Source organism: Brevibacillus antibioticus, assembly GCF_005217615.1.
Lineage (GTDB): Bacteria > Bacillota > Bacilli > Brevibacillales > Brevibacillaceae > Brevibacillus > Brevibacillus antibioticus.
The window spans coordinates 1,290,743-1,306,926 of sequence record NZ_SZNK01000001.1 but is presented as its reverse complement, the minus strand read 5'-3'; the positions used below and the strand labels follow the sequence as shown (position 1 = coordinate 1,306,926).

Below are 16,184 nucleotides of genomic sequence, written 5' to 3'. Positions count from 1 at the left end.
CCTTTTTTCAGTAAGTTATGCAGTAGCTATTTTTTGTTCAATGAATTGGATAATCTCTTCGAGTGTATTCAGGCTTGCGACCGCCAACTCTTCGGGATTGATTTCGATGTTGTATTCTTCCTCAATGGCCACAATCACTTTGATAGCTTGGAGCGAGTTAAACCCGTACAAGCCGAGATCGCATTGCAAGGAGACTTCTTCAACAGGCAAGTCCAATCCGCAGTATGTCTGGATCAATTCAATGATCTTTGCTTCAATGGTTGCTGATCGCATGAGATTCACCACTTTAAAAGAAGTTAGGGACTGAAAATAGTTTTGTTCCAGTTCAGGAAGCTGAAGCAGTTTTTCTAAAGCGGTCTCAAATGCCTCCGGCTTAAAACTTGAAGAAAAAAGATACTTTGCCACGACGGATCGAACGTAGAGCCAGCAAGCGAGGATATCGTCGAGAGATTGCTTGCTTTGCTCATCTGTGACGAGAAGCTTGTCCAACCGATACTTCTCTACCTGTTTTGCAGTGATAATCTGGTTGATCCCTGCTAATAATTCATTGACATACGACTGTAAGAACCATTCATCCGCAATCGCAATTTCGAATGTTTCGACAAATGAAACAAGGTCTTCGAGACCTTTTTTTACATTCTCTTGCTGGATCAGCAAATTACGAACCATGGTTTGAGTGTTTGCTGTCTTGTCTTGTATCATCTGTACTTGGCGTTCTGTATGCCCAAAAAACTCGTAGTAGGTGTCGTATGCTTCACTGGCAAAACGTTCGAGATAGCCTAAGTAAGCATCTTCGAGTTCCTGATAAGAAATTTCATACTCCTGATAATAGAGATTCTCACGATTTCGGTGTTCGATGATTGTATAAATCTGTTTGTCGTGATCGTAGCCATAAACTAGTATGGTATGGGCCATATGAGTTTTTTCGTACGTATCTTTACGAATGGACAGGTAGTAAGGGTCAATCCAGACGATTACAGGTCTGTCGTTGGAAATGGCTCGCTCAATGTTGCCTGCAAGATTTTCACATCGAAAGGTCTTTTCCCAGCCGACGCCAATGTCCATAAGGATTTGGTCTATCTGCTTGCATTCTTTAATTTCACAGTTAAGTAAGATTGAGTTAGCGTCGTCGCTCTTATAAATAAATATATCATTAATCATGAAATAATCCACAATTTTCCCAAAAGAATTAATAATAGGAAAAAGGGAGTTGTAAAAACAATTTTTGTAAAACAATTCATTGAAAGGAACGATAGATCCTAGTTTCTTAGAGCTTGTCATATCTCCACCATCCCTTCTTGTGATAAATAGTCAGCGAGCTCTCGAATGGTCGGATATTCGGCGATCAGTATGTGACTCAACTCGATATTGTGCTTTTCTAACTCCACTTCCATCTTGATAGCCAGGAGCGAGTTTCCGCCCACCTCCAAGAAATGCCCATCAATCTGGATTTCCTCAAGCTCCAGCAGTTCACCCCACACTTGACCGAGGATGCGCTCGATCTTTGTATAGCTCTCTCCTTCAACTCTACCTGTAAGTACGACTTCTGGCCAAGTTGATTGTTCCTGTGGCTCTTGCCTATCCATTTCCTTATGTTTTAGGCTCATTTCAGAGAAGGCGTTAGCCTTGGAGTGCCGATCAAACCAGTAGCGGGTGCGCTCGAGTGGATAGACCGGCAATGGCAGACGTGATGCGGATTGATCGCAATACAGTAGTGCCCAGTCGATATCTGCACCTTCCACGTAGAGCTGACAGATTTCTTGCAGCATTTCAGTCGGTAAGGTTTTAAACGTTTGGGTAATCGAGTTGGCTTTTGTTTGGAGAATGGCGTGTTTTTCTCCTTTAACACGGTCACTGTGATGACCATAATAAATACCGAACGAAGTTAGGGTGGTCGGATCTTTTTCCATGGCTTGGCATAGTTTGTTGTGCAAATCTTCAAGGCGGTTGACAATGCAGCTCAGACGATAGTTGTAATGACTCCGCCCCACCGCAGTGGTGTAGCAAACGTCGGCAAGCCTCAGAGATTGATTCTTCTCGAAAAAGTCACAGTACTGCTGAAGTAAAGCATCAAATGCTTGCTTTGTCTTTGCAGAAACGGTAAAAATCCACGGACCATGATAATCAGCTTGTTCTGCCACTGCCCGATGCGGAGCTTCCTCTAGGACGAGATGACAGTTTGTTCCGCTAAAGCCAAAGGAACTGATTCCGGCGCGCCGTGGAGTGTCGCCCCTTTTCCAGTCCTGGTGCTGGTCTGTGATGTAGACAGGTGACTCCTCAAACGAGATGTACTGATTTGGTCTAGTAAAATGCAGAGTAGCCGGTATTTGCTTATGCTTGAGTGCCATAACGACCTTAAGTAAAGAAGCGATCCCGGATGCGGAAACCAGATGGCCCATGTTTGTTTTAATAGAGCCAATCCCACAGAACTGACGTCTCTGTGTAAACTTGCGAAACGCACTGCTCAAGCCTCTCAATTCCACTGGGTCTCCCAGTACCGTGCCTGTACCATGGGCTTCTACGTAGGACAAGGTTTCGGGATGGATCTTGGCGCTTTTCCATGCGTTGAGCAGCAGTTCTTGTTGAGAACTGGCATTGGGGGCAGTGATGCCGTTACTTGCGCCGTCGTTGTTGACCGCACTGCCTTTGATGGTGGCGTGTATATAATCTCCGTCTTGAAGGGCTTTTTTCAGCGGCTTGAGCAGGATCGCACCTACACCCTCTCCCCAAACGGTTCCATCTGCGTTGTTGTCAAAAGAACGGACGATCCGAGTGGACGATTCGATTGATTGCATCGAGCTGACGTTTACAGGAAACACGCGGAGATAGATGCCTCCTGCAATGGCCATATCACACTCATTGTTGACCAAAGACTGGCAGGCCGTATGTACTGCTACCAGGCCTGATGAACAGGCGGTGTCGATAACTAGGCTCGGTCCGCGTAGATTAAGGACATAAGAAACGCGGCTGGAGAGGATACCTGCATAGGAGCCGACGAGCGTAAGAGGGTCATCCTCACCCATCAGATGTTTGTAGGTCTGGCCAAACGTATGGTCATTTCCGACAAAAACGCCTGTTTTGGTCCCGTAAATCGTCCCGCCGTACCCTGCATTTTCAATGCACTCCCACGAGGTTTCCAGAAAAAGGCGTTGAATCGGGTCCATTGCTCTTGCTTCTTTAGGCGTAATACGGAAGAAATCAGCATCAAACTTATCAATTTCATCAAGATAACCGCCATAGCCATAAAATTCATCAAGATTGGAAACTTCATACAAATATGGATCAATGTCTTTCCGCCGCTTAGATGGAAAGGTGCTAACAAGATTAACGCTGTGTGATAAGTTGTGCCAGAGTTTATCCAGATGGTTTGATTGCGGGAATTTTCCGGCAATCCCGATTATGGCTATCTCGTTGTCCGTGGCTTTGGAGTCACCGTTCGCCGTCAATTCACCCAGCAAGAAGGCTCCATTTTTTGGAGAAAGTTTTTGTTCCGCCACTAGTTTTAAAATGACTTCCCTTGCTCTTGGATCCATTGTTCTCACGTCCAATGCTTGTCATTAATCATGATCAAAAGGTTGTCGGCATCGCTAACCGAAATCTCACCCAACGCCAGTTTTTCAAGTATTTCCTCGACACGATTCATTCCCATTGAGGCTGGTTCAGACTCGGGTGCGGATGGCCCATCACTTTGCGGTCCTGTCAAATTTGTCAAATACTCTACCATCTGCTGGACGCTTGGATACGTAAAAATATCAGAGATGTCAAACATGTCGGGGAACTCTATGTCGAGCTCTTTGAGCAGATGCGTCGCCATAATCGAGTCGCCGCCAAGCTGTGTGAAGTTGTCGTAAATGTTGATCTCTTCTAGGCCTAAAACCCTCGACCAAATACGTGCCATCCTTACTTCCGTAACGTTAAAAGCTCCGTCTTTTCGGCCGGTAATCACTGTGTTTGCTGATGACGAAGGTGTGGAGGATTTGACTGGTTTGTGGATCGGCGGTATAGCCACTGGTGCATCCACTCGCATATACAGGTACGGTAAGAACTTGTCAAGTGTCTCCGTGTCGACTTCTCCCACAATAACGCGTGATACATCCCGTCTTACGATCTGATCAAATGCCTGAAGCGATTTGCTGTTGGTGATCGGGTAGAAAATGCTTCTCATCTCGTTGACTCCGAAATCGACGGCCATCCCTGTCTCCCTCCAAGCCGGCCAGTTGATCGTGACTGTCCGTCTTCCCTGCTTGCTGCGAAAAGCGGCATAGCTGTCAAGGTAGGCATTCGCTGCTGTATAATCCGACTGACCCAGTCCCCCTGTGAAGGCGGTCATGGATGAGAACAAGATGAGAAAATCAAGGTTGTCCTCTTCTGTTAGATGGTCAAGCAACCAGGTTCCCTGGATTTTGGTGGCCAGGACTCTTTCGAACGAGCTCTTATCTTTTAATAGAAGAATTCCGTTTCCTGCGATTCCGGCACTATGAATAATCCCGTTAAGGGGTCCACAAGTTTCGCGAATCTTTGCCAGCAGCTGCAAAACATCCGTTTCCTTAGAGACATCAGCGGAGAAGCAGACAACACGGCTGCCCATTTCTTCAATCTCCAGTAATGCGTTCAGCTTTGCTCTCATTTTCGGGTCTTCCGAGGATGCTGCCAACACATCCCACTGTTCACGAGGCGGCATGGCTGAGCGATTGGACAGGCAGAGCGTGACTTTGTTCTGTGCTGCTAGATGTTTGGCAATTACGAGGCCGATTCCACCTGTTCCGCCTGTGATCAGATAGACACCGTTATCTCTCACGAAGAACGGTTTATCCGGAAGTCTGGTGAGGGGGAGTGGTCGGAAGGTTTGCAAGTAACGAATTCCTTCCCGGTAGCCAACCATTCGATCAATGGACGAGCCTGTGATCTCATCAAAAATATCGGATGCAGGGGTGGCCCCGTCTACATCAATGCAACGAACGGTTAGTTTATCAAATTCATTATCAATGACCTTCGCAAGTCCGAACAATGCCGCATGCTCCGGCAGAATGACTGATTCCGTCCTAGTAATCTCGTTGGCAGCATGAGCTACGACCACCAACTCGATGTGTTCCCTGAATCGGCTGCGGAACAAGGCTTTACTCAAATGGAACAAGCTGATCACGCCTGCATTTTGCTTTTCTTGCAATTTGGAAAAGCTGTCAGCTGGCTTGGTATCCGCAGACGGCGAAAGCAGGATGATTTGCGTGGGGTGACTTTCTTTGACAGTGCGCAAGAAGTCTACATACTCCTCTTCCGTATGTCCAAACTCCTCACCATGTTCCACTTCAATCACTGTTCGTCCTGCTTGGCGTAATAATCCGATGACGATTTCGTCTTGGGAACAGCCTCCTTTGAAGATAACTACGCTTTCCTCGACGTTCTGTTGTTGTTTTTTCTCGAGAGGTACGGGCTCCCATGCAATCTCGTGATACATGTGCTCTGAATCGGAAGACTGCGAGAAACGCTGATCAAACTGATGGACTTTTTTGATCGTGTAGCCCTCAATCCATACGAGAAGCTCACCGCGCTCATCCAGCAACGAGATGTCAAACGTGGCAGTCTCCTGATCGCGTCGGAAACTTTCTTTCCAGCGGAGATGGCTGTACACGTGATTCGGCAGTGGATGAAACATATGGAAGCTTTTATAAAAAAACGGCAGGTAAGGCCCAGCCCCAAGATGCTGAATGGCGACATTGACAGCGCAATCCAACAGGGACGGATGAAGCCCGTACTGGTGTGCCTCATTCTTTAATTCTTGAGGCAATTCCAAATAGGCAAGTAGCTCGGTGTTGCCTCGGTAGACTTTTCGAAGTGTATCCCAGTGTCGTCCTGTTTTGATAAACCCGGTGCTGGTGGAAGTTTGTGGCAAAATGACAGTCTCATGCCCGCAACGCTGTTTGATCGCGGATATATCCTGCTTGGTGGCGTATGTGCTGGATGCAGCTGTCCAAAGGCGAATGCGTCCTTCCACATGTTTGATCCATCCGCTATCTGAGTGGCTACGGCTTGTGACGGTAAAAGTGTGTGAATCCCCTGTCTTATTTACAATCAACTGTACTTCTTTCGGTTCGTCAGCCTTTATCGCTAACGGCGACAAAAAGGTGATATCTTGAAGGGCAACAGGCTGGCCTGGAGCGTGAATGGCGTACACTGCCCTGACCATTTCCAAGTAGGTTGTTCCTGGTGCCACATACGATTCACCCACAATATGCTCACTCAGCAGCCAATGGGTGTCCACGCTAAACGTTGTCGAGGAGACAATTTGTTCAGGCATTTCGATCACGCGGTCTAACAGGGGATGCTTGAGATCTTTTTCTCCTTGCCGCGATGGACGCTGCATGGCGGACACGGGTAAAATCGGTACCCAGGCGTGCTTTTCTTCAAACGGGTACACAGGGAGATGAAGTCGTCTTCTGTTTCCCTGCTGATGCATCGCTTCCCACGTAATATCGGCACCGTGTACATAGAGTCTGCACAAGTCAGCCAGTAGCGTCTCTCCCTTTTCTTTCGTCAGTGTGGAATGGGCTGCTTCGGAGAGTCGTCTCTTTTCAACTTCCGTTATGTCGCCCGGGAGCATTTCACGGTTTGAATGCTGAATGACCACAGTATGTTTGCCGTAAAAAAAGTCCTGAGAGTCAGTCGCTTCCAGATTGCTGTCAGTTGCGGAAGAAAGCGATCTCAATAGCTCGTCACGGGTGCGGAACATCACAGCAATGCGGTGAGTGTAATGCCCGCGTCCGGTGTTGGCAGTGTAGCATACGTCTGTGAGATCAATCATGGCTTCTTTTAGCAAAAGGTTGTGATAGGCGCGGATAAGGGATAGTAGCGCGCTCTTGCTCTTAGCTGACAATGCCAGCACTTGTAAGATATCCTCAGGTGTGGATGCCGTTTGCGTAACTGTCGATGTGGGATCGATTGCGGGCTGTGGTGCTTCTTCCAAGACAATGTGACAGTTGGTACCGCTCAATCCAAATGAACTGACGCCACAGCGAGCCGGTGAGCCTGATGATTCCCACTTTATCAAGCGGTCATTGACATAGAGTGGTGATGAAACAAACGGGATTTGCCGGTTGGGCCGTTCAAAATGAATATTTGGCGGCAACTGCTTATGTTTGAGTGCCAGAACTGCTTTTACCAATCCGGCGATTCCCGCAGCAAAGTCCAGATGTCCAAGGTTCGTCTTGACAGATGAGATGGCGCAAAATTGCTTTTTGTCCGTAATTTGGCGGAAGGCCATCTCGATCCCGTTAATTTCAATCGGGTCTCCCAGCTTGGTGCCGGTGCCATGTGCTTCAATATAGGTAATGGTCTCGGGATCAATCTTGGCGTGCTTCCACGCTTGTACAATGACATCCCGCTGCGCATTGGCATTGGGGGCGGTAATCCCAATCGAGTGTCCGTCTTGATTGATTGCACTGCCTTTGATGATGGCGTGGATTGGGTCATTGTCCTTCAACGCTTTGCTGAGTGGCTTCAGCAGGATGGCCGCCACCCCTTCACCAAGACCTGTCCCGTCTGAGCGGTCGTCAAACGTTTTGGTTTTTCCGTCGGAGGATTCGATGCCAATATGAAATTCGTCTTCAAATTTATAAGGGAACAGATTGAGCTTGACCCCGCCGGCAAGCGCCATCTCGCACTCTCCAAGACGAATCGCCTGACAAGCCAGATGAACTGAGACTGCGACTGAGGAACAGGCCGTGTCCACCATCATGCTTGGTCCTTTTAAATCAAGCAGATAAGCAATCCGGCTGGCAATGATCGACTTGATGTTACCAGGGAGTGCTACCCCCAAAGCGGAAGGGTCACTCGCCTGAATAAACGATTTGTAGTTTTCACCAAAATCCGTGCTAATCCCCAGATACACTCCTGTTTTTGTGCCACGCAGCTTTTCTCCATATCCGCTGTCTTCGATGGCATGCCAGGCCGTTTGGAGAAATAGGCGTTGGTGAGGGTCCATCAGGCTTGCCTCACGGGGAGAAATGCCGAAGAAACGATAGTCGAACAAATCCACTTCCTCTAGGAAACTGCCAACACTGTATTCTGGATTCGAAATCCCCATACTGTATACAATCGGGTCAGTGTTTTTTCGTCGAGTGAGCGGAAATTCCGTTACGCAATCTATGCCATCTCGTAAATTTTCCCAAAACGCATGGATGTCTTTTGCCATCGGCATACGCGTTGCCATTCCTATGATCGCGATTTCTTGCTCCGGCTGCTTCCCTTCTTCTTGTTTGAGTAGCTTCACTAGGTTTACGGCTGTCGTTTTCTCGATTTGTCCGGAATTGGTTTGCTCGACAACATACTGGTAGAGTTTCTTCATAATCTCCCTATTCAACCTCCAATTTGTCTAACTGGTTCATGAGATCATCCAATGAAAGTTCTCCATTGCCTGCTCTATCGATCAAGTTCATGATGACGTCTTCCGTATTTTCTATTGGTACATTGACTCGAGCTTGAGAAGGCTGATCATCGCTTTCCAAGAGCAGTTGAGACAGTTTGGCAATAGTCGGATTTTTAAAGATGTCTAAAATGCTGATCTTATCGGGATAGACATGATCGATTTGTGCATGCATCTGCGTTACCATGAACGAGGTACCACCAAGATTGAAAAAGCTGTCATGTCTACCGTATTGTTGGATACCAAGCAGCTTATTCCAGATGTCGGCGAGGAATTCTTCGGTCTCGGAGATCGGCTCTTGGGAGATTGTCGTCTGTTTTAGATGGACGCTCGTGTCCATTCGCTCCAAAGCTTGTCGGTAAATTTTACCGTTTGGCGTGAGCGGCATCTTCTCCAAGCGAATCCACAGCGAAGGGATCATGTACTCTGGTACTTTCACTTCCAGCAAGACACGCAGGTCATCGCCATCCAACTCTTCTTGGGAGGTGTAGAAACAGATAAGTCGCTGCGCTTCCTGCCAAGACTGTGCCACGACGGCAACTTGTTGGATGCGCTCGTCAGTCAGAACAATGCTTTCGATTTCTCCAGCCTCAATGCGGTAACCTCTGACTTTGATCAGATGGTCTTCTCGACCCAGGAATTGAATCTCGCCGCTAGGCAGATATCTGCCTTTATCCCCCGTGCGATAGATGATCTCCCCGTCTTTACCAGCGAGGAAGGCTAGCTTTGTTTTGTCCTCGTCGCGATAGTATCCTTTAGTGATACTGCAGCCAGTGATACAGATTTCGCCAATCATGCCAACTGCGCAGAGGTTCATCTCCGAGTCGAGCAATAAAAGACGATTATTGGCAACCGGCTTTCCGATTGGCAAGGAGGTGAGTTGATCCAACTCTTCATTAATTGTGTAGCAGGTGGCCCAGATGGTTGCTTCGGTAGGCCCGTACATATTCTTGATCGAAGCGTTCGGACATGCAGCGCGAATCCCTTTTGCAAGCTCGACACTCCACGCTTCGCCGCCAAGCATGATGGTGCGCAAGCTTCGCAGCGTCGCTTTTTCTGTTTTATTTTTCAATGAAATCAAAAGCTGTGCCATCATAGTCGGAACCGAATGCCATACAGTAATGCCCTTCTGCTCGATCCACTCAAGCAGCAGATTGGTATCCTTCAATGCATCCATGGTAGCGATGTGAAGCCGTGCTCCGCTGCAGAGAGCGCCCATCATCTCAAAGACGGAGATGTCGAAGCTGTAGGAAGTCACCAGTATCATGTTGTCCGCTGGAGTCAAGCCATGTTCCTTGATGCTCCATTTGATAAAGTTACTAACGTTGTTGTGGGTAACCATGACCCCTTTTGGCAGTCCGGTTGAACCAGATGTATACATAATATAAGAAAGATCGTATTTTCCTGAGCGGGCAGGAAGCTCATCGCTTTGTTCTTGTAGTATGTCAGACAGTTCGTAGCTGCGTTGGATACCTTCCCAATCGTGCGGCAGTGTCGCCACTGGGTTAAGATCAATGACGGTCTCCACGGTTGGGCGATGAAGCAGGATAGCCTGTACTTTCGTTGCCAGTTGGCCTTCAGTGATCAGGACACGAGCACCACTGTGTTCGAGAATGTAGACGAGCCGTTCTGTCGGATATTCCGGGTCCAGCGGCACATAACATCCTCCTGCTTTTAATGCCCCCAGAATCGCTATCAGCATATGCGGGTGGCGTCCTATCATGATGCCAACCGGTGTATTAGCTTGCACTCCCTCTTTTTGCAGCAGACGGGCTAGTTGATTGGACGCCCGATCAAGCTCACGGTAGGTCCATGTGACGTTATTGCCTTGCACTGCGATGGCATCCGGTGTCTGCTTGGCCTGACGAATAAACAGCTCATGAATAGTTTCGCTGCCCAGGCAATTTGCGTCCGTTTGGCTGTTAGCTGTGAGCAGGAAATCTTTTTCCTCTGTTGACAAGAGTGTAAGGTCAGACAAGCTCTGTCGATGGTTCTCAGTGATTTGCCCGATCAGATTCAGGAACTGTAGAGCAAAACGCTGGATCGTGTCTGGTCGGAACAAGTCTGTATTGTACTCCAGCTTAACTGCCATTTCGCCTTGCTGTTCAGTGACGAGCAGACTCAGCTCATATTGGGTAGCTCCGTCGTTATCAGGTGTAACGACTTCGTAGAACTGGAACATCGTCGAGAAAATCGGACTGCGGCTTAAATCCCGCTCTGGGTGGAGCGCCGCGACCAAGGAGTCAAACGGATATCGTCCGTTTTTGTATGATTGCAAGCTTTTCTCGCGGACGTATTTAACCAGATCCGCAAAGGTTTCGATGCCTTCCATATTGACACGGATGCAAAGCATATTAATAAAGAGCCCGATGACGTCCTCCCACTCTTTTTTCTCGCGTCCGCTAATTGGGAAGCCAATGATCAGATCATTGTCACGGGTCAGCTTGTGCAAGAACAGGAAGTATGAGGCCAGTAGTGTCATATGGGTGGTCGCGTGCAACGACTTCGCCACCTCTTTAAGAAGCATGGTTTGTTCGCGGTTGATGTTGAATTTTACATAGCTTCCGTTGTACGTTTGAAGCGGTGGCCGTTGAAAATCTGTTGGCAGTTGCAGCACTGGCAGGATTCCCGAAAACTCGTTAAGGAAATATTCTTCCATCTGTTTATACTCATTTGTTTGTTCCCATTCTCTCTGCTGTTCGACCCACTCGGCATAGCTGCGTTTTGGCTGAGCTGGTTGTTGGTTGTCTCCCCTCACATAAGAGTTGTAGAGTCGCATCAGCTCTTGATAAAACAAGTCCATGCTCCAGCCGTCCACGATGATATGGTGCACATTGCAGAAGAAATGATAGTGCGTTTCGCCCAATTGATAAAGGGCGACTCTAATCATCGGTTGGGACAGATCAAACGATCTTTGTTTTTGGGTGCGGACCATCTGATCAAGTAATTCCCCTTGATTGAGGAGATCTCGAAGGTCCACCAGCTCGATTGGAACGGATATATGGTGTAATACCTTTTGGCGGGGAACCCCGTTTTCCGTTACGAAGATGGTGCGAAGGCTTCTGTGGCATTTGATTAGTGCATTCAGAGCCTTTTGTAGCATCGGCAACTCCACCTGCATCTGCAAGTCTGCTGTTATGGGCAGATTGTAGGCAGTCATGGCTGGTTCTAGTTGTTGCAGGAACCAGATCCGCTCTTGTCCCCTCGATAGTGCGCTGGTGAACTCTTCCTCTTCATTGTCAGATATGTCTGCGGCGGCGATTGGCGCCAGTTCCGTATCTGCTACTTGTGGTACTGCTTTTTGAGAAACATGTTCGGCCAGAGCAGCTACAGTCAAATGTTCGAAAAGATCGGGAATGCTTACATCCAAGGAAAGCGAATCGTTGATAGTGTTAACAATCTTCATCGCGATGATTGAATCGCCGCCCAACTCATAGAAATCGTCATAAATACTGATCTCATCCATTCCGAGCACGTTTCCCCAGATTTCCCCGAACTGTTTTTCATACAACGTGTAAGTATCGTCTGCCTTGCCCAGCAGACGAACAATCCGCAGTGGTGTTTGTCCATGCGTTGTTTCCGAACTTGGGATCTTGCGCCGCTCAAGCCGTTGATGCAAAGAGTCAGAGAGAGCAAATGGAACAGAATCTACCTGTGCCAATACTTCCTCATCTAGATCTCCTACAATAATGCGCATTACCTTACGTGCGAAGATCTGGTCAAAAGCTTGAATTGCTTTGGCGGTGGAAAGCGGTCTGAATGCTGACTTGAGTTCATGGACACCGTAATCCACAGCCATTCCCGTCTCTTTCCATGTTGCCCAGTTGATCGTGGTAGTGAAATGTCCGCGTTTGGTTCGGTGCGCTGCATATGCATCCAGATAGGCGTTTGCCGTAGTATAGTCACTTTGCCCGAATCCGCCAAGCAAGGAAGTAACCGATGAGAACAGAATGAAAAAGTCGGGCTGATCCGCTTGTGTTAAATGGTCTAACAGACGTGTGCCGCGGATTTTAGGGGCCAAGACGCGCTCAAACGTCTCACGGTCTTTTCTCTGCATCATACCGTCTCCAGCTATCCCTGCAGCATGAATGACTCCATCGATACGTCCATACTTAGAACGGATGTCCTTCAAGACTACTTGCAGGTCTTCCTCTTTGGATACGTCCGCTTGGAAATACTCGACTTTGCTGCCAAGCTCCTGAATCGCTTGCAGGGCCTTGATGCGCTTGACCGTTTTTTGATTCTGATCACTGCAGGTTTGCAAGATGTTGTTCCATTCAGTTTGTGGTGGCAGTGACGAACGTCCTAGCAGACAAAGGTTCACACTCTCTCGGGTAGCCATATATTTGGCAATCTCCAAGCTGACCCCACCCAGACCCCCGGTGATTAGATAGACGCCTTGCGATCTCAGCTTCATATCGTGGGACGGTTGTGCATTCATATCTAAGGTGCGGCATTCTTGCACGTAGCGGGTACCGTTTCGAAACCCTACCACTAAGTCAGAGGAATGATGATGTAACTCATGTATCAGCATGTCGCTTGGGGTCTCTGTATCGATATCTACACATCTGCAAGTGATGTTCGAATGTTCTTGAGGGATCACTTTGGCGAGTCCAAACAAAGCAGCATGCTCAGGATGTATCGCAGCTTCTTCGCCATCTACCTCGTTAGCGCAAGTCGAGATGATATCGATGTGCATTTTCCCTCTTATTTTCGACTGGCTTAAGGCACGGATCAGATGAAACATACTGAAGAAGCCTTGCTCTTCACGTGCCTCTATCTCTACTGTTAGGGCGTGGACAATTCGGGTAAACCCTTGCTCACGAACAGCATCGAATAGGGCCAGATAGTCTTCTTCTTTGTCACCAATGAAGTAGGTCCCGTCAGGCGTCAGGTAAAAGCCTTTGCCAGGCTGGACCTCGATGATCTCATGCCCGTTTTTCTTCAGATCTGCCAACAGGTGTGCGCTGCGCTCGCCTTCTCCATGCAGGAAAAGGATGGTGCAGGGAGTTACCCCTGTTGTGCCAGCCAGTGGTTCTGGTTTCCAACAGATCTCGTGAAAGGCTGTCTGATGCTGGGACATGGCCACTTGCAGGATGGCTGATTTGTTCATCCGCTGGAAAGTGTAGCCTTCCACTTCTGCAACGATGCGTTCCTGATCATTCAGAAATACCAGATCGCCAGTAACCAGACTGTTTTCCTGATTCGTGAAGTGCGCGAAACGGGTTAGGCGCAGCGGCATTGGTTCATAAAAGCTTACACGTTGAATCGTCACGGGAATCGCCACTGAGTAGGCTTCTGTCTCGTCAGTCATGACCGTAGTCTGCATCATGCTTGATTGCAAACAGTTCTCTGCGTACGGGTGGGGCAGTTGCAGACTCATAACCCTTGTTTGTTCACCTTGAAAAGTTCTGACGTGCTTGGCACTCTGTTTTTTAGAGCGATATGCCTTCCCGTCGGCGTGAACCGTCCATTCCTCCGCTTTGTCATTACGACTGATTATGGTAAACTCCAGTGAATCGCTCGTTTGCTTGAGTAGCGTCTGCACCTCCTGTTCAAATCCCCATTGAAGAATCAGCGGTTGATGAATGGTCACGGCGCGCAATTCAGGGGTTGAAACGGACAGATGATGGCAGACAGCATGACGTGCCATCTCTAGCAAGGCGGTTACAGTAAAGAACGATTGGCCTTCTATGGAAAAATCATGAAATGCCGCGTGATCACCCACGTTCATGTGTGTGGAGTAGATCACCATGTTAAGTGAATCTGCCAACCGTTGATGTAGAAGCGGATGAATCAGATTGGTGACTTCTGCTGAGTTGACTTCAGGCACGCGGGCATCTACCCAGCACGTCTTTTTCTGGAACGGGTATGTAGGCAAGCTGACTTTGCTAGGCTGGACGTTTTGGTACAACGGTTCCCAGTCGATATCAACGTTGCGTATGTACATTTTGCAAAGTTCGTGCAGCGTGCTGAAGTAGTCTGGATCCGTTGTCGTCGCTTTTCTAATGAGTGATTGAGCCTCTAGGTTCCACTGGTTTTTGATATCGCTTGTCGTACCTTCGCTGACATAAATTCCTCTGTCTTGATCGGTCTTCATCCCAAATTGGATCAGCCAATCGATTTTTCGAATAAAGTCTTGACGGTCTGTCAACACCAGAGCCACTCGGCAGTTGTAATGGTCCCGCATCACGGCAGCGGTGTAACAGATGTCATCTATACGCAGCTCCGGTTTTCCCTCGAGTGTTTCTTTATAAGACTGGACATAGGCCAGTAGCGAGTCGTGATTTTTGGCAGAAAGTGTAAACACCATCGGCTTGGAAACATTTACATCAGTTGTGCGTACAGCCGTGTCTGGTGATTCCTCCAAGACAACGTGACAGTTCGTTCCGCTTAGTCCGAAAGAACTTACCCCACAGCGGCGAGGAGAATCTGGGCTCACCCAGTCGGTCAGCTTATCGTTTAGATAGACAGCTGCATCTTCAAAGCGAAATTTGCGATTGGGACGTCGAATGTGCAAGCTCGGAGGAAGCTGTTTGTTTTTTAGCGCCAATACAGCCTTCACCAATCCGGCCAAACCCGCATTATGATCCAAGTGACCCACATTTGATTTCACAGAACCAATCGCACAAAATTGCTTTTTGTTGGAAAATCGGCGGAAAGCGCCTTCGATTCCGTTTAATTCAATCGGGTCACCAAGCGGTGTACCTGTGCCATGCGCTTCGATATATGTAATTGTATCGGGATCATCGATGCCAGCGTCTTTCCATGCATTCACAATTACTTCTTCTTGCGCAAGCAGGTTGGGAGCGGTAATCCCGACCGAAGTTCCGTCTTGATTGATCGCCGACCCTTTGATTACCGCGTGGATCTGGTCTTTGTCTGCTTTTGCTTTATCGAGCGGTTTTAAAAGTAAAGCGACAATTCCTTCACCAAAGCCGGTGCCGTCTGAACTGTCGTCAAAGGCCCGTGCTCTGCCATCTTGGGAGTCGATCCCAATCCCGCTTCTACTTGTCAGCGGCAACAAATTCACTTTGATCCCGCCGACAAGCGCCATCTCGCACTCTCCGCTTCTCAACGATTTGGATGCGACGTGGACGGCTACAAGCGAAGAGGAACAAGCCGTATCTATTAACATGCTTGGACCTTTCAAATCCAGCAGATACGAAATCCGACTCGCAATGATCGCCTTTAGATTACCGGCTACAGACAGATCCACGCCGGAATCATTGGCTTGACTGACGATTCTCTTGTACTCGATGCCAAAATCGCTACTGTGACCGACGTAGACACCTATTTTATTGCCTACTACTGTTTTCCTTGTATAGCCAGCGTCTTCGAGGGCATTCCAAGCTGCCTGGAGAAACAAGCGTTGATTCGGGTCCATCATGTTTGCTTCCGCTGGAGAAATCCGAAAGAAGCTATGATCAAAACACCCGATTCTATCGAGATAAGAGCCAATCCCGTATTCTAACTGTTCGTGATCGCCGAAATAGGGGAAAAATTGACGGATTTCCTCCAGTCTTGAAGTCGGGACGGACGTGATGCAATCCGTCCCCGTTTTCACGTTATGCCAAAACTCGTCCACATTCGCAGCCATCGACATATGCACGGACATGCCAATGATGGCGATGTCTTTTTCTTGTTTGGTGTTTTCGCTCTCGTCGTTGAGCATCTTGATCAATTGAGCACCGATCTGCTTATCCAGCTTCTCTTGCAGGACCTTTTCAAACACAAACTGATAAATGTGGTTCATATGCTAACG

4 protein-coding genes are annotated in these 16,184 nt (G+C 48.2%); all 4 read right to left on the bottom strand.

From position 1 onward, the window contains the following. Nucleotides 1-15: 15 nt before the first annotated feature. Nucleotides 16-1,065, bottom strand: coding sequence for a phosphopantetheine-binding protein (locus tag E8L90_RS06235; RefSeq protein WP_162309048.1), 1,050 nt, complete (start codon nt 1,063-1,065; stop codon nt 16-18). Between the two features lie 212 nt (nt 1,066-1,277). Further along, entirely contained in the window at nt 1,278-3,533 is a 2,256-nt protein-coding gene (locus tag E8L90_RS06230; RefSeq protein WP_137028459.1) for a type I polyketide synthase, read from the bottom strand. A gap of 5 nt (nt 3,534-3,538) precedes the next feature. After that, complete coding sequence (locus E8L90_RS06225) at nt 3,539-8,341, bottom strand: type I polyketide synthase (RefSeq protein ID WP_137028458.1); 4,803 nt, start codon at nt 8,339-8,341, stop codon at nt 3,539-3,541. A 7-nt stretch (nt 8,342-8,348) separates the two neighbouring features. Next, the gene (locus tag E8L90_RS06220) at nt 8,349-16,175 is read right to left on the bottom strand and encodes a non-ribosomal peptide synthetase (protein ID WP_137028457.1); all 7,827 of its coding nucleotides are present in this window, start codon (nt 16,173-16,175) and stop codon (nt 8,349-8,351) included. Nucleotides 16,176-16,184 lie beyond the last annotated feature (9 nt).